The 25,458-nt window shown below is 70.0% G+C and carries 27 protein-coding genes; 7 read left to right on the forward strand and 20 right to left on the reverse strand.

Annotated elements, in window-relative coordinates:
* Positions 1 to 8 precede the first annotated feature (8 nt).
* Complete coding sequence (locus ABZV40_RS00770; protein WP_355433798.1) at positions 9 to 809, forward strand: (2Fe-2S)-binding protein; 801 nt, start codon at positions 9 to 11, stop codon at positions 807 to 809.
* Between the two features lie 274 nt (positions 810 to 1,083).
* Positions 1,084 to 1,392, forward strand: a complete 309-nt coding sequence (locus ABZV40_RS00775) for a TIR domain-containing protein (RefSeq protein WP_355433800.1) — start codon at positions 1,084 to 1,086, stop codon at positions 1,390 to 1,392.
* A 48-nt stretch (positions 1,393 to 1,440) separates the two neighbouring features.
* On the opposite strand, the gene ABZV40_RS00780 is transcribed toward ABZV40_RS00775, so the two are convergent.
* The 5 genes from ABZV40_RS00780 to lysS all read right to left on the reverse strand — a co-directional run bounded on the left by ABZV40_RS00780 (position 1,441) and on the right by lysS (position 6,448).
* Positions 1,441 to 2,232 carry an ABC transporter ATP-binding protein gene (locus tag ABZV40_RS00780; protein ID WP_355433802.1) on the reverse strand — a complete coding sequence of 264 codons (792 nt, stop codon included), beginning with the start codon at positions 2,230 to 2,232 and terminating at the stop codon, positions 1,441 to 1,443.
* Positions 2,229 to 3,275 (reverse strand): iron chelate uptake ABC transporter family permease subunit, encoded by a 1,047-nt coding sequence (locus tag ABZV40_RS00785; RefSeq protein ID WP_355433803.1) that lies wholly within the window; start codon positions 3,273 to 3,275, stop codon positions 2,229 to 2,231. Before ABZV40_RS00785 ends, ABZV40_RS00780 begins: the two co-directional genes overlap by 4 nt.
* A complete protein-coding gene (locus ABZV40_RS00790; RefSeq protein ID WP_355433805.1) occupies positions 3,272 to 4,264 on the reverse strand; it encodes an iron ABC transporter permease in 993 nt (330 codons plus the stop codon). Before ABZV40_RS00790 ends, ABZV40_RS00785 begins: the two co-directional genes overlap by 4 nt.
* A gap of 265 nt (positions 4,265 to 4,529) precedes the next feature.
* Positions 4,530 to 4,877, reverse strand: a complete 348-nt coding sequence (locus ABZV40_RS00795; protein WP_030471050.1) for an Lsr2 family protein — start codon at positions 4,875 to 4,877, stop codon at positions 4,530 to 4,532.
* Between the two features lie 116 nt (positions 4,878 to 4,993).
* Positions 4,994 to 6,448: a lysine--tRNA ligase gene (gene lysS / locus ABZV40_RS00800; RefSeq protein WP_355434109.1), complete on the reverse strand. Its 1,455-nt coding sequence runs from the start codon at positions 6,446 to 6,448 to the stop codon at positions 4,994 to 4,996.
* Positions 6,449 to 6,584: 136 nt separating this feature from the next.
* On the opposite strand from lysS, the gene ABZV40_RS00805 reads away from it, so the two are divergent.
* Positions 6,585 to 7,340 (forward strand): methyltransferase domain-containing protein, encoded by a 756-nt coding sequence (locus tag ABZV40_RS00805; protein ID WP_355433807.1) that lies wholly within the window; start codon positions 6,585 to 6,587, stop codon positions 7,338 to 7,340.
* Here ABZV40_RS00805 and ABZV40_RS00810 read toward each other — a convergent pair.
* The 5 genes from ABZV40_RS00810 to ABZV40_RS00830 all read right to left on the reverse strand — a co-directional run bounded on the left by ABZV40_RS00810 (position 7,330) and on the right by ABZV40_RS00830 (position 11,644).
* Positions 7,330 to 8,121 carry a type III pantothenate kinase gene (locus tag ABZV40_RS00810; protein ID WP_355433809.1) on the reverse strand — a complete coding sequence of 264 codons (792 nt, stop codon included), beginning with the start codon at positions 8,119 to 8,121 and terminating at the stop codon, positions 7,330 to 7,332. The genes ABZV40_RS00805 and ABZV40_RS00810 overlap by 11 nt on opposite strands.
* Positions 8,122 to 8,132: 11 nt before the next feature.
* Complete coding sequence (gene panD / locus ABZV40_RS00815; RefSeq protein ID WP_167978192.1) at positions 8,133 to 8,603, reverse strand: aspartate 1-decarboxylase; 471 nt, start codon at positions 8,601 to 8,603, stop codon at positions 8,133 to 8,135.
* Between the two features lie 10 nt (positions 8,604 to 8,613).
* A complete protein-coding gene (gene panC / locus ABZV40_RS00820) occupies positions 8,614 to 9,504 on the reverse strand; it encodes a pantoate--beta-alanine ligase (RefSeq protein WP_355433811.1) in 891 nt (296 codons plus the stop codon).
* Position 9,505: 1 nt separating this feature from the next.
* Positions 9,506 to 10,396, reverse strand: a complete 891-nt coding sequence (locus ABZV40_RS00825) for a DUF2520 domain-containing protein (protein ID WP_355433813.1) — start codon at positions 10,394 to 10,396, stop codon at positions 9,506 to 9,508.
* Positions 10,397 to 10,498: 102 nt separating this feature from the next.
* The gene (locus ABZV40_RS00830) at positions 10,499 to 11,644 is read right to left on the reverse strand and encodes a PrsW family intramembrane metalloprotease (RefSeq protein WP_355433815.1); all 1,146 of its coding nucleotides are present in this window, start codon (positions 11,642 to 11,644) and stop codon (positions 10,499 to 10,501) included.
* A gap of 30 nt (positions 11,645 to 11,674) precedes the next feature.
* Here ABZV40_RS00830 and ABZV40_RS00835 point away from each other — a divergent pair, with 30 nt between their 5' ends.
* Genes ABZV40_RS00835 through ABZV40_RS00845 form a run of 3 tightly spaced genes read left to right on the forward strand, consistent with a single transcriptional unit; the run spans position 11,675 to position 14,127 of the window.
* Entirely contained in the window at positions 11,675 to 12,589 is a 915-nt protein-coding gene (locus tag ABZV40_RS00835) for an SAM-dependent methyltransferase (RefSeq protein WP_355433817.1), read from the forward strand.
* A gap of 17 nt (positions 12,590 to 12,606) precedes the next feature.
* On the forward strand, positions 12,607 to 13,029 hold the full coding sequence (locus ABZV40_RS00840) for a DUF1203 domain-containing protein (protein ID WP_355433819.1): 423 nt from the start codon (positions 12,607 to 12,609) through the stop codon (positions 13,027 to 13,029).
* 12 nt (positions 13,030 to 13,041) lie between these two features.
* Complete coding sequence (locus ABZV40_RS00845) at positions 13,042 to 14,127, forward strand: NADH-quinone oxidoreductase subunit D (protein WP_355433821.1); 1,086 nt, start codon at positions 13,042 to 13,044, stop codon at positions 14,125 to 14,127.
* 141 nt (positions 14,128 to 14,268) lie between these two features.
* Here ABZV40_RS00845 and ABZV40_RS00850 read toward each other — a convergent pair whose 3' ends face one another.
* From ABZV40_RS00850 to ftsH, 7 genes are read right to left on the reverse strand one after another with little or no spacing between them, the layout of a single operon-like run.
* Positions 14,269 to 15,759: a DUF6779 domain-containing protein gene (locus ABZV40_RS00850; RefSeq protein ID WP_355433823.1), complete on the reverse strand. Its 1,491-nt coding sequence runs from the start codon at positions 15,757 to 15,759 to the stop codon at positions 14,269 to 14,271.
* 50 nt (positions 15,760 to 15,809) lie between these two features.
* Entirely contained in the window at positions 15,810 to 16,262 is a 453-nt protein-coding gene (locus ABZV40_RS00855) for a DUF3180 domain-containing protein (RefSeq protein ID WP_355433825.1), read from the reverse strand.
* Positions 16,259 to 16,756, reverse strand: coding sequence for a 2-amino-4-hydroxy-6-hydroxymethyldihydropteridine diphosphokinase (gene folK / locus ABZV40_RS00860; protein ID WP_355433826.1), 498 nt, complete (start codon positions 16,754 to 16,756; stop codon positions 16,259 to 16,261). The genes ABZV40_RS00855 and folK overlap by 4 nt, the downstream gene beginning before the upstream one ends.
* Complete coding sequence (gene folB, locus ABZV40_RS00865; RefSeq protein WP_355433828.1) at positions 16,753 to 17,148, reverse strand: dihydroneopterin aldolase; 396 nt, start codon at positions 17,146 to 17,148, stop codon at positions 16,753 to 16,755. The genes folK and folB overlap by 4 nt, the downstream gene beginning before the upstream one ends.
* Complete coding sequence (folP, locus tag ABZV40_RS00870; RefSeq protein ID WP_355434112.1) at positions 17,141 to 17,926, reverse strand: dihydropteroate synthase; 786 nt, start codon at positions 17,924 to 17,926, stop codon at positions 17,141 to 17,143. Before folP ends, folB begins: the two co-directional genes overlap by 8 nt.
* Positions 17,927 to 17,970: 44 nt before the next feature.
* A complete protein-coding gene (gene folE, locus ABZV40_RS00875; protein WP_355433830.1) occupies positions 17,971 to 18,618 on the reverse strand; it encodes a GTP cyclohydrolase I FolE in 648 nt (215 codons plus the stop codon).
* Entirely contained in the window at positions 18,615 to 20,795 is a 2,181-nt protein-coding gene (ftsH, locus tag ABZV40_RS00880; protein ID WP_355433831.1) for an ATP-dependent zinc metalloprotease FtsH, read from the reverse strand. The genes folE and ftsH overlap by 4 nt, the downstream gene beginning before the upstream one ends.
* Positions 20,796 to 21,122: 327 nt before the next feature.
* Here ftsH and ABZV40_RS00885 point away from each other — a divergent pair, with 327 nt between their 5' ends.
* Complete coding sequence (locus ABZV40_RS00885; protein WP_355433833.1) at positions 21,123 to 22,820, forward strand: substrate-binding domain-containing protein; 1,698 nt, start codon at positions 21,123 to 21,125, stop codon at positions 22,818 to 22,820.
* Between the two features lie 108 nt (positions 22,821 to 22,928).
* Here ABZV40_RS00885 and hpt read toward each other — a convergent pair whose 3' ends face one another.
* Genes hpt through ABZV40_RS00900 form a run of 3 tightly spaced genes read right to left on the reverse strand, consistent with a single transcriptional unit; the run spans position 22,929 to position 25,446 of the window.
* Positions 22,929 to 23,477 carry a hypoxanthine phosphoribosyltransferase gene (hpt, locus tag ABZV40_RS00890; protein WP_355433835.1) on the reverse strand — a complete coding sequence of 183 codons (549 nt, stop codon included), beginning with the start codon at positions 23,475 to 23,477 and terminating at the stop codon, positions 22,929 to 22,931.
* Positions 23,478 to 23,494: 17 nt separating this feature from the next.
* Complete coding sequence (tilS, locus tag ABZV40_RS00895; RefSeq protein WP_355433837.1) at positions 23,495 to 24,406, reverse strand: tRNA lysidine(34) synthetase TilS; 912 nt, start codon at positions 24,404 to 24,406, stop codon at positions 23,495 to 23,497.
* Positions 24,403 to 25,446 carry a zinc-dependent metalloprotease gene (locus tag ABZV40_RS00900; protein ID WP_355433838.1) on the reverse strand — a complete coding sequence of 348 codons (1,044 nt, stop codon included), beginning with the start codon at positions 25,444 to 25,446 and terminating at the stop codon, positions 24,403 to 24,405. The genes tilS and ABZV40_RS00900 overlap by 4 nt, the downstream gene beginning before the upstream one ends.
* Positions 25,447 to 25,458 lie beyond the last annotated feature (12 nt).

Here is a 25,458-nt window from a genome sequence, read left to right on the forward strand (position 1 = left end):
CTTGCGCGTTGACGGTACCGGCGAGGGTCTCACGGCAGCACCCGCGTGCGCTCACGCCGCTCGCCGAGTCCATCGCCCGCCTGGAAGCGAACTCCGAGATCCGCTTCGGCACTCCGACTTCACCGGACTGGACGATCTGCTCCGACCTGCTGGCCGAGCCCGCGCGCTTCGACCTGTGGCGCAAGGACCTCGCCGAGTGGATGGTCGAGCAGCACGGCAAGTCCGACGACCGCGCCACCGCCGGTTACATCATGGGCTGGTACCTGCACGTCCCCGGCGCCCTCGCGGGCCTGCTCTTCCACACCGCCCGCCGCGTCCCCTCGCTCAGGCCGTCCGACATCGCCTTCCGCGTCAACGCCGAGGGCCGCCCGCACCCGGACGGCATCTCCCTGTTCTGCGACGAGTTCGCGTGCCTGCCGGACGACCCGGCCTCGAACCACCCGGCCGCCACCGTCATCGCCGACGAGGCCGCACTCGCCGCACTGCTGCGAGCCCGCTACGCCGCCCACGCCGCCCAGTTCGTGGCCTCCTTCGGCCAGGTCGTCCGCTTCGGCCGCCGCACCCTCTGGGCCGCCGCGACCGACATGCTGGAGTACGGCGCCTGGGCCGCGGGCCGCGCGTGCGGCGACGAGAACGGCGGCGTCGCCGACGCCGCGCTGATCCTGCCGGAGAAGCTGGAGCCGTTCGTCTCCGCGTCGACGCTGCACCTCTCCGCCGACGGCTGGAAGCGCAAGCGCAACAGCTGCTGCTTCCACTACGTGCTGCCGGACGCCGAGCCCTGCACGGCCTGCCCGCGCACCTGCTCCTGACCGTTGCCCACCCCGGCGCCGTCGGCGAGCCGACGCTGGTTCCGACTGCCGCCGCAGATCTTCCCCCACCAATTGAGACCCACCATGCTGGTCGTGAACACATGGGTCTGCGGTAGCGCCAACTGCGGCGGAGACGCGGAATGCGCCTGCGAGCTGGTGCGGGCGGCACGGCCGGACATCAACGGCGTCGACTCCGGCGCCGCTGGTCCCGCGGCTCCTCGGTCAGCGACCTCCTGGCCGAGATGAGGTCACAGGTGGGATGGATCAGGTTCGGATGAGGGTGTTCGTGAGCTACTCCCGCAAGGACAACGACGACGACGCCCTCCGCGAGATCGAGAGGCAGGTCAGGGATCTGCTGCCCGGCAGCACCCCGTACCTCGACGACCTGCACCACGATCCGGACCACGACCGGCACGAGGGCGTGGAGCGGGCGTTCTGCGAGTCGGACGCCTTCGTGGCGGTCGTGTCCCCCCGGTACCGGCGGACGCACTGGACCAGGAAGGAGTTCCGCTGGGCCGTCGCCAGCCCGATGCCGATCTACCTGCTGATCTCGGAACAACACTTCACGGCTTCGGCCGCCTGACGCACAGCCGGCGAACGACCTGGTCGTCGCCCTGCACCTGCTCCCGGGCTAGCGGTGGCGCGACCCGACCGGGACGACGAGCGGCGTCCCGGCCACCGGGTCGTCCACGACGCGCGCGTCCAGCCCGAACACGTCGAGCAGCAGTTGCTCGGTCAGCACCTCGGCGGGCGTGCCCTGGGCCACGATCCGGCCGTCCCGCATCGCCACGATCGTGTCGGCGTAGCGGGCGGCCAGGTTCAGGTCGTGCAGCACCATGACGATCGTGCGGCCCATGGTGGCGTGCAGCTCCTGCACCAGGTCCAGCACGTCGATCTGGTGCGCGAGGTCGAGGTACGTCGTGGGTTCGTCGAGCAGCAGCAGGTCCGTGCCCTGAGCCAGCGCCATGGAGATCCACGCGCGCTGCCGCTGACCGCCGGACAGCTCGTCCACGGTCCGCTCGGCCAGGTCGGAGATGCCCGTCATCGCGAGCGCGGCGTCGACGGCGGCCGCGTCGTCCGACGACCACTGCCGGTACCAGGTCTGGTGCGGGTGCCGTCCGCGCGCGACGAGATCGGCGACGGTCAGGCCCTCCGGTGCCGAAGGCGACTGCGGCAACAACCCGAGCACCCGTGCGACGTCCTTGGTCGCCATCCGGTCGATCTGCTTGCCGTCCAGCAGCACCGCGCCGGAACGCGCGGGCAGCAGGCGGCCCAGAGCGCGCAGCAGGGTCGACTTGCCGCAGCCGTTCGGGCCGATCACCGCGGTGACGGTGCCGCTGACGACCGACAGGTCCAGCGTGTCGACCACCAGCCGCTCGCCGTAGCCGACGGACAGCGACGAAGCCTCAAGACGCACACTCATACCCGCGCCTCCCGGCGACTGCGAACCAGCAGGTACATCAGATAGGGCGCGCCGAGCACCGCGGTGACCACCCCGACCGGCAGCTCGATCCGGTAGATCGTTCGCGCCACCAGGTCCGACAGCATCACCAGGACACCGCCGATCACCACGGACCCGAACAGCGGCGGTCGCGCCGTGCCGGCCAGCCGCAGCGCGATCTGCGGCGTGGCCAGCGCCACGAAGGTGATCGGCCCGGCCGCGGCGGTGGCCACGGAGGCCAGCACGACCGCCACGACGATCAACCCGGACCGCGCGAGGTCGACGCGGACGCCCAGCCCGCGCGAGGTCTCGTCGCCGAACTGCAGCGCCCCCAGCACGTGCCCGCCGGCCAGCGCCACCGGCACGAGCACGGCCAGCGCCGACGCGACCGGGACGACGTGCTCCCAGCCGCGCCCGTTCAACGACCCGGTGAGCCACACCATCGCCCGTCCGGCGTCCTGCACGTCGCCGACCGTCAGCAGGTAATGCGTGACGTTGGCGGCCACCGCGGTGATGCCGATGCCGACCAGCACCATCCGGAAGCCCTCGATGCCCCGCCGCCACGCCAGCGCGTACACCAGCAGTCCGGCGACCAGCCCGCCCGCCAGGCCCGCCGCCGGCAACCCGACGTCGGCCGCGCTGCCGGTCACCACCCCGAGCGACCCGGCGAAGGTGATCACCGAGACCGCTCCGGCACCGGCGCCCCAGGTCACCCCGAGGATGTCCGGCGAGGCCAGCGGGTTGCGCACGACCACCTGGAAGATCGCGCCGGACAGCCCGAGCGCGGAACCGACGAGCAGGCCGGTCAACGCGCGCGGCAACCGCAGCTCCGTCACCACGAACTGGTCGCGGCGCGTGCCACCGCCCAGCAGCACGTCGACGACCTGCGCCGCGCTCAGCGGGAAGTCGCCGATCATGATGCCGACGACCAGCAGGGCCGCCAGCGCCACCAGCGCCACCGCCACCACCAGCAGCGGCCGGCGGCGCAGCCTGAACGAGGCGGGCCCCAGCCTCAGCGCGGTCAAATCTTCACCAGCCTCTTGCGGCGCACCAGGAAGATGAAGAACGGGGCGCCGAGCAGCGCCAGCATCACGCCGACCTCCACCTCGGACGGCCGGGCGACCACCCGGCCGATGACGTCGGCGCCCAGGATCAGCACGGCACCGAGGAGCGCCGAGTACGGCAGGATCCAGCGGTAGTCCGGTCCGGTGAACGCACGCGCCACGTGCGGCACCACGAGGCCGAGGAACCCGATAGGCCCGCACGCGGCCACGGCCCCTCCCACCAGCAGCGTGATGGCCAGGACGCCCAGCGACCGCGTTCGGCTGACCTTCACGCCGAGCGACCTCGCCACGTCCTCCCCCAGCGACAGCGCGTTGAGCCCCGGTGCGTTGAACGCGGCCACGACCAGGCCGGTGACGAGGAACGGCAGCACCTGGGTCAGCACCGCCAGGTCACGTCCGGCGATCGCGCCGACCTGCCAGAACCGGAACGCGTCGAGCGACTGCTGGTCGAGCAGCACGATCGCCGACACCAGGCCGTTCATCAGCGCGGACACCGCGGCACCGGCCAGCGCCAGCGTCACCGGCGACGGGCCGCCCCGCCCGGCCGAGCCGAGCAGGAACACCACCACGCTCGCGATCATCGCGCCGGCGAAGGCGAACCAGATGTAGCCGACCAGCGACGAGACGCCGAGCAGGAAGATCGAACCGACCACCGCCAGCGCGGCGCCGTGCGTGACGCCGAGGATGCCGGGGTCGGCCAGCGGGTTGCGCGTGTGGCCCTGCATCAGGGCGCCACCGACGCCCAGCGCGACGCCCACGGCGATGCCGAGCAGCGTTCGCGGGATCCGCAGCTCGCGCACCACCACGTCGTCCTCGGCCCCGGTCGGCGTGAAGAGCCCGTGCCAGACGCCCGACAGCGGGATCTCCTTCGAGCCGACCGCGATGCTCACCAGCGCCACGGCGACCAGCACGACCAGCAGGAGGAGCAGGCCGAACGACCGACGACCCAAGGCCCACCCCTCCTGGCTGCAACTGAAGACAGGCAAGCCTAACCGAAGTACCGCGGGCCTCCGACGTGCAGGGACGCGGTTCCGGTCACAACCGAGGGGAAGAACGGCCGGGAAGTTCGGAGCGCGATATTCGGTCAACTCGTTGTGACCGCCGACGATCTCGTTTGGGTAGACCTTCTTCTCACCGCAAGTAGTTGATCATTCACACAAAAACACGAAGGGGTTCCGGGAATCGTCCCGGAACCCCTTCGTGATTTAACGAATTTCAGCCCTGCTGGTGGTAGGCGTCGAGGACCTCGGCCGGGATGCGGCCGCGATCCGACACCTTCATGCCCTGCTTGCGAGCCCACTCGCGAATGGCCTGGTTCTGCTCACGGTCCGCCGATGCCGGGCGCGCCTTCACACCCGCCGGACGACCTGGCCCAACGCGCTTACGACCACCCGCGCGACGTGCACTACCGACGAAGTCGGCAAGAGCGTCCCGCAGTTTGCCCGCATTGCCCGAGGAAAGGTCGATCGTGTAGCTGACACCGTCCAGCCCGAACTCGACGGTCTCCTCCGCAGTGGAGCCGTCCAGGTCGTCGACGAGGGTCACGGTGACCTTCTGCGCCATGCGTATCCTCCTGGACCCCGAATGCGCGGTGCACCCGCGTCGCCAACTAAAGCCTTCTGCGAGGCAGGTTAGCGCACGGGTGGCACATTGCACCTATCGACATCCCGGAAAGTTACTCATTCAGGGCGAACGAGCGGGAACAAGATGGTCTCCCGGATACCCAGACCGGTGAGGGCCATCAGCAGCCGATCGATACCCATTCCGACACCACCACTCGGTGGCATTCCGTACTCCAGTGATCGCAGAAAGTCTTCGTCGATCGGCATGGCCTCGTCGTCACCGGCCGCGGCAAGGCGGGCCTGCGCTTCCAGGCGTTCCCGCTCGATCACGGGGTCCACCAGTTCGGAGTAACCCGTTCCGAGTTCGAATCCGCGCACGTACAGATCCCACTTTTCGGCCACACCCGGCTTGCTGCGGTGCTGCCTGGTCAGCGGGGACGTCTCGACCGGGTAGTCGCGCACGAAGGTGGGCAGGTAGAGCGAGTCGCACACCAGGTGCTCCCACAGCTCCTCGACCAGCTTGCCGTGCCCGAACTTCGGGTTGAGCTCGAGTTCGTGCCGGTCGCAAAGCTTGCGCAGCACCTCGGCCGGCGTCTCGGGGGTGATTTCCTCACCGACCGCCCCGGACAACGACTCGTAGATGCTGATCGTCGTCCATTCACCCGACAGGTCGTACTCGGTGCCGTCCGCCAACGTCACGATCTGAGAACCCGTCACCGCTTCCGCGGCTTCCTGGATCAGCTCGCGAGTCAGCTTCGCGTTGGTGTCGTACGTGGCGTAGGCCTCGTAGTACTCCAGCATCGAAAACTCGGGCGAATGCGACGAGTCCACGCCCTCGTTGCGGAAGTTGCGGTTGATCTCGAAGACCTTCTCGATGCCGCCGACCACACAGCGCTTCAAGTACAGCTCCGGCGCGATGCGCAGGTACAGGTCGATGTCGAGGGCGTTCGAGTGCGTGATGAACGGACGCGCCGACGCACCACCCTGCAGCGTCTGCAACATCGGCGTCTCGACTTCGAGGAATCCACGCCGGTGGAACGAGTCGCGCAGAGAACGAACGACGTTCGCGCGGGTCCGAACGGTGTCCCGCGCCAACGGCCGCAGGATCAGGTCCACGTAACGCTGCCGAATACGGGTTTCCTCGCCGAGTTCCTTGTGCGCGACCGGCAACGGGCGCAACGACTTCGACGTCAGCTGCCACGCGTCGGCCATCACGGAAAGCTCGCCGCGGCGCGAGCTGATGACCTCACCGTGGATGAAAACGTGGTCACCGAGGTCGACGTCGGTCTTCCACTCGGAAAGGGCTTCCTCACCCACACCGGCGAGGCTCAGCATCGCCTGCAGTTCGGTGCCGTCGCCTTCGCGCAACGTCGCGAAGCACAGCTTTCCGGTGTTGCGCATGAACATCACGCGCCCGGTCACACCGACGATCTGACCGGTCTGCGTGTCGGGTTCGAGTTCGGGATGCGCGTCGCGAATCTCGCGCAACGTGTGCGTGCGCTCGACTTCGACGGGATACGGCTCCTTGCCGGAAGCGAGCAGCCGCGCACGCTTCTCCCGGCGCACGCGCATCTGCTCGGGCAGGTCCTCTTCGCTGGTCACGGGGTTTTGCTTCGGCTGCTCACTCACGCGGAGAAGGGTACGGAAGTGCTCTGCGGTGAAGCGAACCGGATACCCCGGCAGATCCGCGGCCCCCTAAGTTGGGGTTATGGATCTACACGCGAGGCGAGCGGACTCGTTCGGCGCTCAGGCGGAGGCCTACGCCGAACACCGGCCTGACTATCCCGTGGCGGCGATCCGGTGGGCCCTGGAGCCACTGGGCACCTCAGAGCGGTTGGACGTGCTCGACCTGGCCGCCGGCACCGGCAAGCTGACCTCGGGACTCGTCGCGGAAGGCCACCGCGTCACGGCCGTGGAGCCCAACGAGCAGATGCTGTCCGAGCTCGTGCGCCGCGTTCACGACGTGCGCGCCCTGCCCGGTCATGCGGAGCACATCCCGTTGCCGGACCAGACGGTGGACGCCGTGCTGGTCGGCACCGCGTTCCACTGGTTCGACCAGGAGCAGGCACTGCCGGAGATCGCACGGGTGCTGCGACCCGGTGGCGTCCTCGCGGCGATGTGGAACGAACACGCCCGGGACGTCGAGTGGCTGTCCGAGTTCGAACAGCTGTCGTCCACCAGCGTCGAGTCGCAGCGGCAGGACCCGACGGGCGACATGACCAACTCGTCGTTCAGCCCGATCGAGACCAGGACGTTCCCGCACGCGCACCGCAGGGACTCGCCGGAAGCGCTCATCGCCACGGTCAACACGCATTCGCGGATGCTGGTCGTCGACGACGAGGAGCGGGCGGCGATCAACGAGAAGATGCTCGCGTTCCTCCGTTCGCGGCCGGAGACGTCGAACGGGCCGTTCGACGTCCCCTTGCGCACGGAGGTCTTCCGGTCGGTTCGCCTCAGCGACTAGGCAGGTTGCGCTCGAACACGAGCCGCAACCCCAGCAGGGTCAGGTCGGGCACGTGGTGCGCGATCGTCGAGGACTCCGACACCACCAGCGGGGCGAGACCTCCCGTGGCGATCACCGTCACGGGTCCGGGATCGGTCTGCTGGAGCTCCTCGGTGATCTTGCGCACCAACCCGTCGACCTGGCCGACGAACCCCCAGACGATGCCGGACTGCAGGCACTCCACGGTGTTCTTGCCGATCACGTTGCGCGGCCTGACCAGCTCGACCTTGCGCAGCTGCGCGGCGCGGGCGGCCAGGGCGTCGACCGAGATCTCGATGCCGGGGGCCAGCGCGCCGCCGAGGAACTCGCCGCGCGACGAGATCACGTCGAGGTTCGTGGACGTGCCGAAGTCGACCACGATGCACGAGGTCGAGTAGAGGTGGTGCGCGGCCAGCGTGTTGATCACGCGGTCCGAGCCCACCTCCTTCGGGTTGTCGACGAGCAGCGGCACGCCCGTCTTCACGCCCGGCTCCACCAGGATCTTCGGCACGGAGTCGTAGTAGCGGCCGAGCATCACCCGCAGCTCGCGCAGCACCGCGGGCACGGTGGACAGCGCGGAGATGCCGGTGATCTTGTCGGCGTACTCGCCGAGCAGGCCGCGCATGGTCAGCGCGAGCTCGTCGGCGGTCATCCTGGCGTCGGTGCGCATGCGGTAGTCGCGCACGAGCGGGGCCGAGTCGCCGACCCCGTCGTACAGACCGAGCACGATGTTGGTGTTGCCGACGTCGATGGCGAGCAGCACGGTGCGGTTCCTCAGTTCTCGGCTTGGATCAACGCGTCGAGCGCGGTCGCCTCGACGGTCTCGGACGACGGCGCCGAAGTGGAGCCGTTCACCAGACCGGAGCCCTCGGGAGCGTGCGCGGGGTCGGCACCGAGGTCGACGACCTTGTTGTCGGCGTCCACGAAGACGACGCGGGGCTGGTAGGTGCGGGCCTCGGCGTCGTCCATCTGCCCGTAGGCGATCAGGATGACGATGTCGCCGGGATGCACGAGGTGCGCCGCCGCACCGTTGATGCCCAGCACGCCGGTGCCGCGCTCGCCCGGGATGACGTAGGTCTCCAGCCGCGCGCCGTTGGTGACGTCGACGATGGCGACCTGCTCGCCCGCCAGCAGGTCGGCGGCCTCCATCAGGTCCTCGTCCACCGTCACCGAGCCGACGTAGTGCAGGTCGGCCTGCGTCACGGTGGCCCGGTGGATCTTGGACTTCAGCATCGTGCGGAACATGTCATTCCCCCTACTCGTCGCCTTCGCCGAGCAACACCGCGATGTTGTCGATCAGGCGGGTGGAACCGACGCGGGCCGCGATGAGCAGGCGCGCGTCGCCGTTCTCCGGCGCGGGACCGAGGTCCGGCCCGCGCAGCTCCAGGTAGTCGAGCTCGATCTCGGGCGTCTGCGCCAGCACGTCGTGCGCGGCCTTGAGCACCGCGTCGGCGCCCTGCGACGACACGTGGGCACCAGCGGTCAGCGCGGCCGACAGCGTCACGGCCTGCTGCCTCTGCTCCGGGCTCAGGTAGGCGTTGCGCGACGACAGCGCCAGGCCGTCGTGCTCGCGGACGGTCGGCACGCCGACGACGTCGAGCGGGAAGTTGAGGTCCCGCGCCATCTTGTGGATCAGCTGCAGCTGTTGGTAGTCCTTCTGCCCGAACACCGCGTACGTGGGCTGCACGATGTTGAACAGCTTCGAGACGACCGTGAGCACGCCCGCGAAGTGGCCGGGCCTGGACGCGCCCTCCAGCTCGTCGCCCAGCGGGCCGGGGTGCACGGTGACCTGCGCGCCCTCGGGGTACATGTCCTCGACCGACGGCGCGAACACCAGCCCCACGCGCTCCTCGCGGCAGATGTCCACATCGGACTCGAACTGCCGCGGGTACTTGGCGAGGTCCTCGTTCGGCCCGAACTGCAACGGGTTCACGAAGATCGACACCACGATCACCGTGTTCTGCATGACCTTGGCCTCGCGGATCAGCTGCCGGTGGCCCGCGTGCAGCGCGCCCATCGTGGGCACCAGCGCGACGTTGCGGCCGGCACCCCGCAGGGCCCGCACGACGCGGTTGAGCCGCTGCGGGTCGCGGTGCACCGTGACGTCGTCCGGGCGGTAGTCGTCCTTGGTGAGTGGCTTGGTCACGTCAGTCCTCAAGAGTGGTGCGAACGTCGTTGGCCGCGTCGGGCTTGAGCAGCCCGGAGTGCTCTGCCCGTTCGGCGGTGCGGCGGGCGAGCACGCGATAGCTGGGCAGGAGGTCGGGTGCCTGTTCGGCGAGCACGTCGAGATGCTTGCGCAAGGTACCCGTGTCGCCGCGGGCGACCGGACCGGTGAGGGCGCGGTCGCCGTGGCGCAGCGCGTTGTCGAGCGCCGCGGACAGCAGCGGGCCGAGCAGGCGCTCGGCGTTGGCGACGCCGGCGTTGGTGAGCAGGTCCGCGGCATCGCGGACCAGCGTGATCAGGTGGTTCGCGCCGTGGGCCAGTGCCGCGTGGTAGAGCGGGCGGACGGCCTCCGGCACCCGGATCGGCTCCGCCTCCATCTCGACGACCAGGGCCTCACCGACGCTCCACGCCACCTCGTCGTCGTCCGCGGCCGTGACGCCGACGCACGCGGCGCGCATCCGCTGCAGGTCCTCCTCACGACCGGTGAAGGTCATGACGGGGTGCAGGGCGAGCGTCAGGGCACCCAGCCGGGCAGCGGGTTCGAGGACGTGCACGCCCTGGGCACCGCTGGTGTGCACGACGATCTGGCCCGCGCGCAGCGACTCCGTGGCGACCAGGCCCTTGACCAGACCGGGCAGCTCGTCGTCCGGGACGGCCAGCAGCACCAGGTCGGCGCGCCGGGCGACCTCCGTCGGGTCCTCGACCGGGACGCCGGGCAGCAGCTCCTCCGCGCGGTTGCGGGAGGCCTGGGAGACGGCGGACGTGCCGACCACCACGTGACCCGTCCTGGCCAGCGCGGCGCCCAGCACGGAACCGACCCGGCCTGCCGAGATGACACCGACGGCGAGCCTGGCCGGACGTGGGGTCGCGTCCATGCGACTAACTCCTTCAGACGTTCCAGTCCCTGTGCGGGTACCGGACGACGCCGCCGAGGGTAATCCCGCCGATCCTGGCCTGAGGCCGGTCGGTGACGGGACTCACCGGCGCGCGGCCGCCCGTGCGGCGTGCAGCGTGTCCAGCAGCACTCCGTGCCGCTGTTCCGCGCTCTGCCCCGCCGTGCCCTGCTCGATGCGGTGCCGCAGGAAGGCCAGCTCGGTGACGGCGTTCTGGTAGCTCTTCACGGCCTTGGCCGCGCCGTCACCGGACTTGCGCTTGACCGCCCGCAGCCAGTTCCTGCGGCCTTCGAGGCTGGCCAGCAGCGCGACCTCGCTGTTGGCGATCCACCTGTTCTGCGCCATCGCGGCCAGCTGCCCGGCCACGATCCGCTGCTCCCGGCGCCGCTGCCAGACCACGATCGCCACCGCGCCCGCGAACACCGGCACCATGATCAGGAAGTACAGGTTGATGAAGTCCGACCCGGTGCCGACGGTCGTGGAGAAGTTCCACAGCGAATGCAGGCCCACAGCGGTGAGGTAACCCAGGATCGGCGCGATGATGCGCGTCGTGGCCTTGCTGCTGCTGCTCGCGATGCCGACGCCGATGCCCGTCATGGCCGTGAACAGGGGGTGCGCGAACGGCGACAGCACCCCGCGCAGGATGAACAGCGCGATCACGCCACCGCCCATGCCGCCGAGCCCGTCGGCGAGGAAGACCCGGCCGAAGTACCAGATGTTCTCGGTGAACGCGAAGCCCGCGGCCGTGATGCCCGCGTAGACCATGCCGTCCACGACGCCGTCGAACTCGTGCCGGCGCCTCAGGAACACCGCGAGCAGGAACGCCGCTTTGGTCGCCTCCTCGACGATCGGCGCGCCCACCACCGCGGTGAACGTCGTGCCGTCGTCGGTGAGCAGGCTGCCGAGCACCCGGCTCGTCTGGTTGAACGCGAGAGAGCTGATCGTCGCCCCGCACGCACCCCAGACGAACGCGAACAGCAGCATCTTCGCCGGTTCCGGCTCCCAGCGGTCGATCCACAGGAACGCGCTCACCACGAACGCGACGGGGATCAGCGCCGCGGCCGCACCGACCAGCAACGGCTCGATGCCGATGGCCGACGTGCCCAGCGCGAACAGCACGAGACCCGCGGCGGCGAGAGCGATCAGCGCCACGACGGGGAACAGGACGGTCCAGCGGCGCTGCTCGATGCGCTTGCGGGTCGGCGTCGGCGTGAGGTCGGCGTCGTTCACGGGAAATGACCTTAGAGGCACACTTGACCCGTGTTCGACTGGGAAGCCGCGTGGCACGCCGCTCTTTACGGGCCTTCCGGCTTCTTCGCGCGCGGCGAGAAGCCGTCGTCGCACTTCCGGACCTCGCCGCTGGTCGGGCCGGAGCTGGCGACGGCACTTCTGGAGCTGTTGGCGCGGGTGGACGCCGCACTCGGATTTCCCCCGGTCGTGGACTTCGTCGACGTCGGCGCGGGTGGCGGTGAGCTCGCGTTCGCGGTCCGGTCGCTGGCGACCGGGTCGCTGGCGTCCCGCTTGCGCGTCACGGCCGTCGAGCTCGGTCCACCCGTTGAGCTGCCCGGGGTTCGGTGGGTTTCCGAGGTGCCTTCGTGCGTGGGGTTGCTGGTCGGGCACGAGTGGCTCGACTCGATTCCCTGTCCGGTGGTGACCGGGCCTTCCGCGGATCCGTGGATCACCCGGTGGTGGCCCTCTTTGCGGGACGGTGAGCAGGCGGAGGTGGGTGCGCCGCGGGATGCGGCCTGGGCTGCGGCGGTGTCGTCGGTGCACGGGGCGGCGTTGGCGATCGACTACGGGCATCTGGTGTCGTCACGGCGGTTCACGCTGACCGGGTACCAGGACGGGCGTCAGGTCTCGCCGGTGTTCGACGGGTCGTGCGACATCACCGCACACGTGGCTCTGGACGCGTGCGCGGCAGCCGCCGGTGGGGACTTCGTGCTCGTCTCGCAACGGGATGCGTTGGCGGCGCTGGGTTTGACCGGGGTCGTTGCCGGTTCCGGGTGGGACTGGCTGGAGTCGGCCGCGCGGGCCGGACGGATCGCCGAGCTGCGTGACCCACGCGGTCTGGGCGGGTTCGGGTGGCTGCTGCACGGGTGTGGTGTCGCGGTCGCGGACCTGCTGCCCGCGCTGCCGCCCTGGCGTCCGATTCCCGCCAGCTTCGCGGTCTCCTGAGGACGATCGTTGACGGCATGCGAATCCACAACGTGCCGCCGTCAGCCGCTTTGTCCGACGCGGGCCGCGAGTACCGCGCCTCCGAGCCCGACGTGCCGTTGCGCTGCTGCCTGCGCAAGTCGCTCGCGGACGAACCGGTCTGGCTCTTCCGCTACTCGCCTGCCGCCGGCAAGGGCCCGTACGCCGAGGTCGGTCCGATCTTCACGCACGTGGACTGTCCCGACTCGCCTTCGTTGGATCGTCTCCCTGTAGAATTGTTGAACAATCCTCGCATCCTACGTTCTTACAACGCGGCGGGTCAGATCCACGACGGCGAGCTGGTGGAGCCGGGATCGTTCGATCGCGTGATCGCCGAATCGTTCAACAATCCAACGATCGAGACTCTGCAGGTCCGCAGCCTGTCGCACGGGTGCTTCCTCTTCGCGATCACGAGGGCGTGAAACCATGCTCCGGTGAGCGAGCAGATCACCGTCGGCGTGGGCGCGGGCGCCCAGTACCTGGGCGTGGACCGCGTGATCGACCTGGGCCCACTGCACCCGTCGGCCCACGGCGCCTACCGCCTGCGCCTGACCGTCACCCCGGACCTGATGATCACCGCGGCCGAACCGCTCGTGGGCCACCTGCACCGCGGCGCCGAGAAGCTCTTCGAGGTCCGCGACTACCGCCAGGTGCTGACGCTGGCCAACCGCCACGACTGGCTCTCCGCGTTCTGCAACGAACTGGCCGTCGCGCTCGCCGTCGAACGCATGACGGGCATGGACGTCCCAGCCAGGGCCCAGTGGCTGCGCGCGTTGCTGTGCGAGCTCAACCGCCTGATGGCCCACATGATCTTCCTGACCCCGTTGTGCCCCAACGCCGCCACCTACCGCGAGGGCGTGCAGGGCCTGATGGAAGAGGCTTCGGGCGGCCGCATCCACTTCATGTTCAACCGAATCGGCGGCCTGCGCGAGGACGTCCCGGCAGGCTGGACGGACCGCGTCGCCGCATTCCTGTCCACTGTGGACGTCAACACGCTGGAGATCGACTTCTCGGAGCTGGACGGCCTCGGCGTACTGCCGCAAGCGGATGCCCTGGCGTACGGCGTGACCGGACCGATCGGACGCGCCAGCGGGGTCGACTTCGACCTGCGACGTGACGACCCGTTGCCCGCGTACAAGTCGTTGGAGTTCACGCCCGTCGTACGAACAGAGGGCGACGCCGCTGCCCGCGTGCGGTGCCTCCTGGACGAGGCGCGGCTGTCTGTCTCGTTGGCCTCGGCCTGTCTGGAACAGCTGCCGTCGGGCCCGGTGAACGTGCGGCTGCCCAAGGCCATCAAGGCACCGGAAGGTTCGGTCTACACGCGCGTCGAGGCGCCGTTGGGTACGTCCGGCGTGCACCTGTCGTCGCGCGGCGAGAAGACGCCGTGGCGGCTGAAGCTGCGCACGCCGTCGTTCAACAACGTTCAGGCGCTGTCGGCGTTGTTGCCGGGCACCGCGGTGGACGACCTGCCGGCGGTGCTGAGCTCGTTCGCCGTGATCGTCGGGGACATCGACAAGTAGCGAGCCGCCGGACCGTCACGGCGCCTGACCACGAACCCGCCGTCTGGTGAGGTGGATGAAGGGCGCCTTCCTCCACCTGGAGTGGATGAAGGCGCCCTTCATCCACGTAACAGCCCAGCAGGCGGGACCTCTGGCAGGCGCCTAGTCGTCGCGACGGCGGCGCCGGCGCGGCGCGTCACCACCACCGAGCGAGGCCAGCAGCTCGCTCACGGACTTGCCGTCCGCGTGCGCACCGGACGGGTCCTCCGGCGCCGCACGGCGTCCGGTCGACACCGCGGGCAGGCGCGTGGACGACTCCTCCGCGACCCGGCGTCCGGCGACCGGGGGCTCATCGGTGGCGGCGCGGCGTCCGGTCGACACCACGGGCAGCCGAGTCGACGACTGGTCCGCGGCACGGCGGCCCACTGGCGGCAGCGACACCAGCGAGTCCTCCGACGGGCGTGACGGGGTGTCCTCCGCGCGGCGGCGACCGCCGGAGGTGCCGCCGCTCGACGGCTTCAGGGTTTCCCACGAACCGCTGTTCTGCTCGGGTTCCTGCCGGTCGTCGGCACGGCGGCGACCGCCGCCGGCGGGCTTGGCGCGCGAGTCGGCGAGCACCTGCGGGTTGATCATCTCGGTGCGCTCGGCCACGCGGGACCGCGGTTCCGGCTTGCGCGTCTCGACCGCCTTGGCGACCGCGGCGGGTGCCTTCGGCGGTTCCACCGGGCGTGACAGCGACTCGGTGCGGTTCTGCTGCGGCTGCGGGCGCGGCACCCGTTGAGTGGCCTGCGGCGCTGCGACGGGCGGCTGCGGGGCCTTCACCGTCGGCGGCTGGGCGACCTGGGGTGGGGTTCCGCCCAACCGGGCTGCCACGCCACCGGCAGGGCGTTGTTGCGGGCGCGCGGGCTCCTGCTTCACGGCCTTCACCGGCTCGCGGCGCACTGCGGCGGGCTGCGGACGGGGCGAGACCCTGGTCGGTTCCGGCCGTGCGGGCTCTGGGCGCGCCGGCTCGCGGCGTGGCGGCTGCACCTTCGCCTCGTGGGCGACGCGTTCGATCAGCTCGGTGCGCTCGGACGGCTTCTCCGCCGGAGAGGACGGCACCGAGGCCGTGATCGCGGGCTTGGCGTTGATGACGCGCTTGTCCGACAGCGAGGCCAGCCGTGCGGCGTCGGAGGCGAGCGAACGCAGGCGGGTCGACTCGGCCCGCAGGGCCACGCGTTCGACGAGAACATCGCCGCCCAGCAGGGCTTCGAGGTTGTCCCGCAACGCCCTCAGGTCGGCGCGCAGCGACTCGATGTCCGCGCGCGACTCCTCCTCGATCCGCTTGCGGGTCTCGGACTCGATCTCCAGCTCGTACTCGCGGCGGGCGGCGACCTCGCGTTCGAGCTCCAGCTCGTAGACGGACTGGAGGTCGGCCACCTCGTCGTCGCGCTCGCTGACCTGCTTGCGGTACTTGGCGGCGAGGAAGGCTCCCACCAGGGCCGCCCACAGCGCGGCCACCACGGCCAGGCGCAGCATGCGGGCGCTGTCGCTCAGCACGAGCACCGCCGCGGCCACGAGAGCGAGCGCCAACGCCGCTACCAACAGCAATCGCCCGGAGCCACGACCGTGATCTTCTTGCTCGTCGTCGATCGACGCGCCTCGCCCGGTCATGGGGACTACGGTACCGCGTAGTTATGCGACTGAGACCTACAGCCGGGTATCTAATCCTTCCCGGGAGTCTCCGTCGGCGTCTTGCAGCAGTGCTCCAACCACAGCGCGGCCGCCGTCAGACCGGCCGCCGAAACGATCCCGACCACGGCCGCGAACAGGTCGTTCCCGGCCGCCGCGAACTCGTCGCGCACCGGCACGACGTAGATCAGCAACCCGGTCCAGGCACCGAACATCAACGCGCCCAGAACCGAGGAGGCCTTCGCCAGCGCGACGGCGCGGGCCGCGGTGAGCGGCTGCACGGGCCGTGCGCCCGGACGGCGCTGGATCCTGGCCCGCAACGAGAACGCGAGCACCAGCTCCGCCACCGCCACGGCGAGCAGCGTCGAACCCGCCGCGAGCGGCAACGGCGGCAACGTGTCGTACGCGAGTCGCAGCAGCAGGTGCGCCAGCAGTCCGGCGATGATCGCGATCGTCGCCAGATCACGAGGACGGGTGAACCTCACGAGTCCATCCAACCGGAAGTCAGCACGAGATCGTCGCGCCGCCGCACGCCCTCGGACGAGAACGGCAGCGCCGCAACGGGTCCGTGGCCCGGCAGCACGGCGTCGGGTTCGACGTCGAGCCACGGGATGATGACTGTTGCGCGCTCAAACGCCCCAGGATGCGGCAGAAGCAGCTCCGGGTGGTCCGAGGTCACCCCGTCCACCGAAACCACGTCCACGTCCAGCGTGCGCGGTCCCCAGCGCTTCTCCCGCACGCGTCCGGCGGCGTTCTCCAGCTCCTGGCCGCGCCGCAGCCAGCCCCACTCGTCGATCCCCTCGCCAGAAACGATCACCACGGCGTTGAGGAAGTCCGGCTGGTCCTGCACGCCCCAGGCCGCCGTCTCGTAGACCGGTGACACCGCCACGACGAACGGCCGCAAGCCGTCCACGACCGACCGCAGGAACGCGAACCGGTCGCCCAGGTTCGAGCCGATCGAGAGAACCGCGCGGGTCACCGGGATTCCTTGGGCGGCAGCGGTGCGGCCAGCCGGCGCGAGCGGCGGATCGTCACCGACACGTCGTCGAACGCCAGCGGGATCGGCGCGGACGGCTTGTGGACGGTCACCTCGACCGCGTGCAGCCGGGTGTCGGTCATCGCGGAGTCGGCGATGCGCCCGGCCACCGTCTCGATGAGGTCGCACGGTTCGCCGCCGACGATCGCGGCGGCCATCTCGGCGAGCTCGCCGTAGTGGTAGGTCTCCTTGAGGTCGTCCGTGCGCGACGCTGACGAAAGGTCCAGCCACAGCGTGATGTCGACGACGAACTCCTGGCCGTCGCGCTTCTCGTGCTCGAACACGCCGTGGTTGCCGCGAACCCGCAGACCCGTCAACGCGATCCGGTCAGCCATGTCCCCGCCTCCACGCTCCGGCGACGGCGACCGCGTCCAAGGTCCGGTCGACGTCGTGCACCCGCACACCCCACGCTCCGTTGAACGCCGCCAGAGCAGACACCGCGGCGGTCGCGTCTTCCCTGCCATCCGGTGGACGGTTGCCGAGCAACGTGCCGAGGAAGCGTTTGCGCGACGCCCCCACCAGCACCGGGAAACCCAGCTCGACCAGTTCGTCGAGGCGCTGCAGCAGCTCCCAGTTGTGGTCGCCGAGCTTCGCGAAGCCCAGTCCCGGGTCGAGCACGATCGACGACTCCGCGACGCCCGCGGCCATCGCGGCCTCGACGCGCTCCAGCAGTTCGTCGCGGACGTCGCTCACCACGTCCTCGTAGGTCGCCAACGAGTCCATCTCCGTGCTGTGCCCGCGCCAGTGCATCAGCACGTACGGCACGCCTGCCTCGGCAACGACGGCGGCCATCTCGGGATCCGCCAGCCCGCCGGACACGTCGTTCACGATCGACGCGCCCGCCTCCAGCGCCGCCGACGCGACAGCGGCCCGCATCGTGTCCACGCTGACCGGCACGCCCTCGGCGACCAGCTCGCGGATCACCGGGACCACGCGCGCGATCTCCTCGGCGGGATCGACGCGGACGGCGCCCGGCCTGGTCGACTCACCACCGACGTCGATCAGGTCGGCACCGCGCTTGCTCATCTCGACGCCGTGCGCGACCGCGTCCTGCCGGTCGAGGTAGCGGCCTCCGTCGGAGAACGAGTCGGGCGTCACGTTCAGCACGCCCATCACGACGCACCGACCGGGCCTCGGCAGTGTGCTCACCAGGGCACTCACCGCGTCCGGCCCCTGATCAGCTCGATCGCCTCCGCCCGCGTGGACGCGGACGTGCGCAGCAGCCCGCGCACCGCCGAGGTGGTCGTGCGCGAACCCGGCTTGCGCACGCCGCGCATGCCCATGCACAGGTGCTCGGCCTCGACGACCACGATCACGCCGCGCGGTTCGAGCCTGCGCACCAGCGCGTCCGCGACCTGCGACGTGAGCCGCTCCTGCACCTGCGGCCGCTTCGAGTAGAGGTCGACGAGCCGCGCGAGCTTCGACAGGCCCGTCACCCGGCCCTGCTCGTTCGGGATGTACCCGACGTGCGCCACGCCGTGGAACGGCAGCAGGTGGTGCTCGCAGAAGCTGAACATCGGGATGTCGGTGACGAGGACGAGCTCCTCGTGGCTCTCGTCGAACGTCTTCGCCAGCACGCTGTCGGGATCCGTGTAGAGCCCGGCGAACAACTCCCGGTAAGCCCTCGCCACCCGAGCGGGTGTCTCGCGCAGGCCTTCGCGCTCCGGGTCCTCACCGCACGCGATCAGCAGCTCGCGCACCGCAGCTTCGGCGCGCCCCTGGTCGAAGACCCGCCGCGCGGAGACGCCGGCCTCCCCGTTGCGGGTGAGGCCGGCGTCTCCGTCGAGCTGATGCTGCTCTGTCACTGCCGTTCGTCCTGGTCCGGCTGCGGCTTCTTCGGCTCCCAGACGTTGTGCGGCTTGCCGCCGGGCACGGTCGCCGGGGTCCATCCGGGCGGGGCGCCGTAGTTCGGCGGACCCGACTGGTTCGGCGGCCCCGACTGGTGCACGCCGTTGGAACCGTTCGGCGAGGGCAGCTCCTCGGTCGGTGCCGCGGCGGGCTCCGCCTGCTGCGGCTCGTCGTCGAGGGTGTCCTCGACGACCGGGGGCCACGGCTCCCCGCGTTCCTTGGCGAGCTCGCCGGGGGTCTTGACCGGCGGGATGTCGGACGGCGTGCGGTCACCGAAGTCGTTGAACTGGGTGATGCGCGGCCGCTTCTCGACACGGGCGAAGATCCGCTCCAGGTCCTTCTGGTGCAGGGTCTCCTTCTCGATCAGCTCGAGCGTGAGGTCGTCGAGGACGTCGCGGTAGGTGTTGAGCACCTCGTACGCCTCGGTGTGCGCCGCCTCGATGAGCTTGCGCACCTCCTCGTCGATCTCGTGCGCGACCTCGAGCGAGTAGTCCGCCTGCCGGCCCGCCGAGCGGCCGAGGAACGGCTCGCCCTGCTCCTGGCCGTACTTGACGGCACCCAGCCGCGCGCTCATGCCGTACTCGGTGACCATCGCGCGGGCGATCTTGGTCGCCTGCTCGATGTCGTTGGACGCGCCGGTCGTGGGCTCGTGGAAGACGAGCTCCTCGGCGCTGCGCCCGCCGAGCGCGAACACCAGCCGCGCGATCATCTCGGACCTGGTCATCAGGTCCTTGTCCTCTTCCGGCACCGAGAGGGTGTGGCCGCCGGTGCGGCCGCGGGCGAGGATCGTGACCTTGTAGACCGGGTCGATGTCCGGCATCGCCCACGCGGCCAGGGCGTGCCCGGCCTCGTGGTACGCGGTGATCTTCTTCTCCTTCTCGGAGATGATCCGGCTCTTGCGGGCCGGACCGCCGATCACCCGGTCCACCGACTCCTCCAGCGCGGACGCCGTGATGACGTGACCGTTCTGGCGGGCGGTGAGCAGCGCGGCCTCGTTGATGACGTTCGCGAGGTCGGCGCCGGAGAACCCGACGGTGCGCTTCGCGAGGCCGTCGAGGTCCGCGTCCGCGGCCAGCGGCTTGCCCTTCGAGTGCACCCGCAAGATCTGCTTGCGGCCCTTCAGGTCCGGTGCGGAGACCGGGATCTGGCGGTCGAAGCGACCGGGGCGCAGCAGCGCGGGGTCGAGGATGTCGGGACGGTTCGTCGCCGCGATCAGGATGATCCCGCCGCGCGAGTCGAAGCCGTCCATCTCGACGAGCAGCTGGTTCAGCGTCTGCTCGCGCTCGTCGTGGCCACCGCCGAGACCGGCACCGCGGTGGCGGCCCACCGCGTCGATCTCGTCGACGAAGATGATGCACGGCGCGTTCTGCTTGGCCTGTTCGAACAGGTCGCGCACACGCGAGGCACCGACACCGACGAACATCTCGACGAAGTCCGAACCGGAGATCGAGTAGAACGGCACGCCCGCCTCACCGGCGACGGCCCTGGCGAGCAGCGTCTTGCCGGTTCCCGGCGGGCCGTACAGCAGCACGCCCTTCGGGATCTTCGCGCCGAGCGCCTGGTAGCGGCCGGGGTTCTGGAGGAAGTCCTTGATCTCCTCGAGCTCCTCGACGGCCTCCTCGGCACCGGCGACGTCGGCGAACGTCGTCTTGGGCATGTCCTTGGACAGCTGCTTGGCCTTGGACTTGCCGAAGTTCAGAACGCGGTTGCCGCCGCCCTGAGCGTTGTTCATCATCCACATCAGCAGCAGCAACAGCAGGCCGAGCGGCACGAGGTAGATCAGGATCTGCATCAGGATGGACTCCTGGCTGACCTTGGTCTCCACGGTCGGCTTGTTGCCGGCCTGGTCGAGGACGTTGAAGATCTCGTCCGTCGCACTGGCCGGGAACTGCGTGATGAGGCGGTTGCTGCCCTCGAAGGTGGTGCCGTCGGTGAGGGTGAGCCGGAGCCGCTGCTCCTTGTCCTCGATCGTGGCTTCCTTGACCTTGCCGTCCCGCACCTGTTGCAGTGCTTGGGACGTCTTGACCGGGTGGTAGCCCCGTGAGTCGTCGAAGAGCACGGTGAAGACGAAGTAGAGCAGCAACACCGCAGCGATCCACAGCAGCGGGTTGCGAAGCAGGCGCTTGCGGTCCATGCACTTACGGCCGGCGGGCGGCCTCGACCCTCCCTGACTTGCGCGTCGGGCAGTGGAAGACCCACATACCGCGTCCGACCAGCCTACCGCCCGCTGGTCGGGTACTGAGCAACCAACGGCCGGGGACGGTTCCTGGTTCCCGTCCGTGACCGCTACCACGCATGTTCACGCTGTTTGGTTCATCCGGAACAAATACGGCCGTCCAGACGAGTGACGCAGGTCACGCCGTCTCACTACGTTTGGGGGTCCCATGTCATCCTCATGCATCCCCTGAGTGTTCCCCCGCCACTCGAAAGAGTGAACACGTGACCGAAGGTCAGTAACTGTATGTCAGCACGTCACACGTCCCCCGGTCTGTTCCGGCGGGTCGCCCTTCCCGTGGGCGCTCTGCTCGGAGTGGTCGCGGCGGCGGGCGTCACGGTCGTGGCACTGCGTGTCACCAGCGGCGCCGACTGCTCCGGTGCACTGCCGTTGAAGGTCGCCGTCACCCCCGCAGCGTTAGATGTGGTGAACGCTGCAGCGCAGGACTACCAGCGGTCGCAGCCCGTCGTGCACGGCCGGTGCGTTCAGGTCCAGGTCGAGGCGCGCAACGCGGCCGACGTGGCGAACGAGCTGCCCACCGCGCAGATCAACCCCCATTCCCTGTGGATTCCCGACTCGTCGATGTGGGCGGCCGAGGCCCAGCGCCAGGCGGCCGAGACCGGCCCGGAGGCCCCGAAGCTGGACATCAAGCCCTCGCTGGCGTCCAGCCCGCTGGTGCTGGCCGGCTCCGAGCAGGCGATGGGCAAGATCGGTTACCCGGTCTCGCCCGTGTCCTGGTCCAAGGTCCTCGACCCCAAGGTCCAGGTCTCGATGAGCGACCCGACCATGACCTCCGAGGGCCTCGCCACGCTGTTCGTGATCCGCACGCTGCTGGGCAACGCGGACGGCACCCCGAAGCCCGAGCTGGTCGGCGCCCTGCTGAGGGTGGGCCGCAGCGCCATCCCGTCGGTGCGCGACGCCTTCGGCAAGGTCACCACGGACGCGGCGAAGGCACCGCTGTTCGCCGCCACCGAGCAGTCGATCGTGGCCAACAACCGCGCGGCCAAGGCCAACTCGGTGCTGGGCGCCCCGCCCAAGGAGGGCACGCTCTCGTTCGACTACCCGCTCGTCCGCGTCTCCCGCCCGAACGAGACCGAGGGCATCGGCGAGGCGGCCGCGGAGTTCGAGAAGGTGCTCCGCTCGGCCGAGACGGTCAAGCGCTTCGGCGAGGCCGGCTTCCGCACCGTGCAGGGCGCCGCTCCGACCAAGTGGTCGACGAAGGTCGAGGGCGTGCAGGCCGGTGACGTGAAGCTGATCGAGACGCCGAACGCCGACCAGGTCTCCGAACTGCTCCGCACGTGGGGCGCCATCAGCCTGGACATGCGCATGCTGACCGTCATCGACGTCTCCGGCTCGATGATCGAGAAGAGCAGCAACGGCAAGACGCGCATCGAGGCGGCGGCGGAGGCGTCCATGACGGCGCTGTCGATGCTGCCGGACACCACCCAGATCGGCCTGTGGGCGTTCTCGACGAACAAGAAGCCGCCGAACGACTGGATCGAGCTGGTGCCGGTGGGTCCGCTGGGCGAGCCCCTGGCCGGGGTGACCCGCCGCAAGCGCCTGGAGGCCGGTGCCAGCCAGCTGCCCGGTCTCGTCGGCGGCGGCACGGCCCTGAACGACACCACCCTGGCGGCCTTCCGGCACGTGCTGTCCGGCTACGACCCGTCGAAGGTCAACTCGGTGGTCCTGATGACCGACGGCCGCAACGACGACATCTCGTCGATCGACACGGCCGCGCTGATCGAGACCCTGAAGCGCGAGTCCGACCCGGCCAAGCCGGTGCCGATCATCATGGTGGGCCTCGGCGACGAGGTCGACATGGACGCCCTGCGGGCCATCTCCGGCGCCACCGGCGGCAAGGCCTACCAGGCGCGCAACCCCGAGGACATCCGCGGCGTGCTGCTGGACGCGGTCTCCCAGCGCCGCTGCCGCCCGAACTGCTGAACGCGAACGGCCGAGGGGCAGCCCCCACCCTTCCCGGGGGGACGGCCCCTCGGCCATTCTATTGCCCCTCCACCTGCGAAAACGACCGTTCGCAGATCTGTGGACAACTCAGCTGGAGTAGACCTTCGGGTCCAGCGTGCCGATGTACGGCAGGTCGCGGTAGCGCTCGGCGTAGTCGAGGCCGTAGCCCACGACGAACTCGTTGGGGATGTCGAAGCCGACGTACTTGACCGGCACCTCCACCTTGACCGCGTCGGGCTTGCGCAGCAGGGTGCACACCTCGAGCGACCGGGGCTTGCGCGACTGCAGGTTCTTCAGCAGCCACGACAGCGTCAGCCCTGAGTCGATGATGTCCTCGACGATCACCACCCGACGGTCGGCGATGTCGCGGTCCAGGTCCTTCAGGATCCGCACCACGCCCGAGGAGGACGTGGAGGAGCCGTAGGACGAAACGGCCATGAACTCGAGCTGCACCGGAACGGGCAGCGCACGTGCGAGGTCGGCCATGAACATCACCGCGCCCTTGAGGACGGTGATCAGCACGAGGTCGGAGTCACCTTCTGGGTGATCAGCCGCGACCTGCTTGGCGAGTTCGGTGACCTTGTCGCTGATCTCCTGCTCGGTGATGAGCACGGATGCGATGTCGCCGTCGTACACGGACAGGTCCCCTCTGCTTAAGACTCTGGTTCTGCAACGAGCCTGCCATGCGCGCGCCGCACGACAAAGCCACCCGGCAGCCAGACACCGCCCTGACCGCGCCATTCACTCACCAGTGCGTCAACACGTCGCAGGTGCGAATCGGACAGTTCCGGCACGCCGGAATCGATGAGCCACGACCTGAGCACTCTGCGTCGAAGTGCGACGGGCAACTCGGCGATGTCGTCCACGGCACAGCAGTCGCCGCTGAACGCCGCGGCGAGAGAGTCGAGTGCGTCACAGTCCTCGCGCAGTTGTGCCGCCGTGCGCGCCAACGACGACGCGACACCGCCCTGCAGCACGTCCTCCAGCAACGGCAGGACCTCTGTGCGCAACCGCACGCGTGTGAACGAGGGGTCGGCGTTGTGGGGGTCTTCCCAAACCTCGATGCCCTGTTCCGCGCAGAGAGCGCGCGTCACCGCGCGGGACACGCCGAGCAACGGGCGTCCCCAGGGAGGGTCGAACGCGCGCATGCCGGCGATCGAGCGCGGACCGGAGCCGCGGCCCAGGCCCAGCAGCACGGTCTCGGCTTGGTCGTCCAGCGTGTGGCCGAGCAGCACGACACCGGACGCGGGCCTCAGCGCCGCGTAGCGGGCCTTGCGGGCCGCCGCCTCCGGTCCGCCGGGCCCGGTCACCTCGACCGCCTCCACGCGCGGCACCAGACCGAAGTCCGCGCACAACGACGCCGCGCGCAGGGCCACGCCGGCCGAACCCGGCTGCAGCTGGTGGTCGACGACCACCGCGGACGCGCCGGGCACCAGGCGTCCCACGCAGAACGCCAGCGCCATCGAGTCGGCGCCGCCGGAGACCGCGACGGTCACGGCGTCCGGGCGCACATCGTCGAGAAACCTGCGGACCGCCGTCCTGACCTCGGCGACCGGACCGTTCACGGTGCCACGCGGCGCAGCCAGGTCATCGGCTCGGCGATCTCCGCGCGTGTCGGCAGGGTGTCGGCGGAGGTCCAGATCGCGTTGAAGCCGTCCATGCCGACGCGTTGCACGACGTACTCGGTGAACGCCGCGCCTTCCTCGTACTGGCGCACCTTGGCGTCCACGCCGAGCAGCGTCCTGAGCACCCGGTCGAGCAGGCCGCCGCCCTTGCGCCGCGCGGTGAAGCGGCTGCGGATCGTCCCGACCGACGGCACGACGGTGGGACCGACGGCGTCCATCACGTGGTCGGCGTGGCCTTCGAGCAAAGTGGACAGTGCGATCAGCCGGTCGAGCACGATCTTCTGCTGCGGCGACTGGATGAGCTCGATCAGTCCGATCGGGCCGTCGCCGGCGCGCAGCTTGTGCCGGAAGTCGCGGATGACCTCGGGCAGCGGTGCGCGGTCGTCGTCCATTGTGGAGAGCAGCGCGGTGACCTGGTCGGAGAAGTACTTCCGCAGCCACGGCACACCGGTGAACTGCAGGCGGTGCGTGCACTCGTGCAGGCACACCCACATCCGGAAGTCGTCCGCGGGGACGTCCAGGGCCTGTTGCGCGCCAACGATGTTCGGCGCGACGAGCAACAGCCGTCCGGCGAGCTGGTCCTGCGGGCTGAACGGGTCGTACTGGCCGAGCACCCGCGAGGACAGGAACGCCATCACGACGCCCGCCTGCACACCGGCGGTGCCCGCGAGGATGCTCGCCATCGCACCGGCCTGGCGCGGCATCCCGGGCGCGGTCAGCGCGGCGAGGCCCTGTGCGGCGGCCCGGACCCACGCGGGGCGGTCCACGACCTCACCCGGCAACAGCGGCAGCCCCTGTCCCAGGCCGGTCAGCTCGCGGACGTGCACCTCCGCCTGCGGCGCGAGCTCGCGAAGTCTGCCGACGACGTGGTCGGCCTCGTCCTTCCCGATCACCGGACCTGGCCGCACGAGCCGGACGGCGGTCGCCACCGCCAGCTCCCAGTCCACCGGGCCGAGCTCTGCCTCCGTCGCGCCGTTCACCCTGCCGAAGTT

It is taken from the genome of Lentzea sp. NPDC004782, assembly GCF_040609115.1.
Taxonomy (GTDB): domain Bacteria; phylum Actinomycetota; class Actinomycetes; order Mycobacteriales; family Pseudonocardiaceae; genus Lentzea.

What these genes read in the sequence shown, in the direction of transcription:
- ABZV40_RS00795 (WP_030471050.1), bottom strand. Translation starts at nt 4,877, where the DNA reads ATGGCGCAGAAGGTCACCGTGACCCTCGTCGACGACCTGGACGGCTCC.
- ABZV40_RS00805 (WP_355433807.1), top strand. Translation starts at nt 6,585, where the DNA reads ATGGATCTACACGCGAGGCGAGCGGACTCGTTCGGCGCTCAGGCGGAG.
- folP (WP_355434112.1), bottom strand. Translation starts at nt 17,926, where the DNA reads ATGGGCGTGCTGAACGTGACGCCCGACTCGTTCTCCGACGGAGGCCGC.
- ABZV40_RS00780 (WP_355433802.1), bottom strand. Translation starts at nt 2,232, where the DNA reads ATGAGTGTGCGTCTTGAGGCTTCGTCGCTGTCCGTCGGCTACGGCGAG.
- ABZV40_RS00885 (WP_355433833.1), top strand. Translation starts at nt 21,123, where the DNA reads ATGTCAGCACGTCACACGTCCCCCGGTCTGTTCCGGCGGGTCGCCCTT.
- panD (WP_167978192.1), bottom strand. Translation starts at nt 8,603, where the DNA reads ATGTTCCGCACGATGCTGAAGTCCAAGATCCACCGGGCCACCGTGACG.
- ABZV40_RS00775 (WP_355433800.1), top strand. Translation starts at nt 1,084, where the DNA reads ATGAGGGTGTTCGTGAGCTACTCCCGCAAGGACAACGACGACGACGCC.
- ABZV40_RS00850 (WP_355433823.1), bottom strand. Translation starts at nt 15,759, where the DNA reads ATGACCGGGCGAGGCGCGTCGATCGACGACGAGCAAGAAGATCACGGT.
- folB (WP_355433828.1), bottom strand. Translation starts at nt 17,148, where the DNA reads ATGGCTGACCGGATCGCGTTGACGGGTCTGCGGGTTCGCGGCAACCAC.
- lysS (WP_355434109.1), bottom strand. Translation starts at nt 6,448, where the DNA reads ATGCGCGTGCGCCGGGAGAAGCGTGCGCGGCTGCTCGCTTCCGGCAAG.
- ABZV40_RS00825 (WP_355433813.1), bottom strand. Translation starts at nt 10,396, where the DNA reads ATGGACGCGACCCCACGTCCGGCCAGGCTCGCCGTCGGTGTCATCTCG.
- ftsH (WP_355433831.1), bottom strand. Translation starts at nt 20,795, where the DNA reads ATGGACCGCAAGCGCCTGCTTCGCAACCCGCTGCTGTGGATCGCTGCG.
- ABZV40_RS00840 (WP_355433819.1), top strand. Translation starts at nt 12,607, where the DNA reads ATGCGAATCCACAACGTGCCGCCGTCAGCCGCTTTGTCCGACGCGGGC.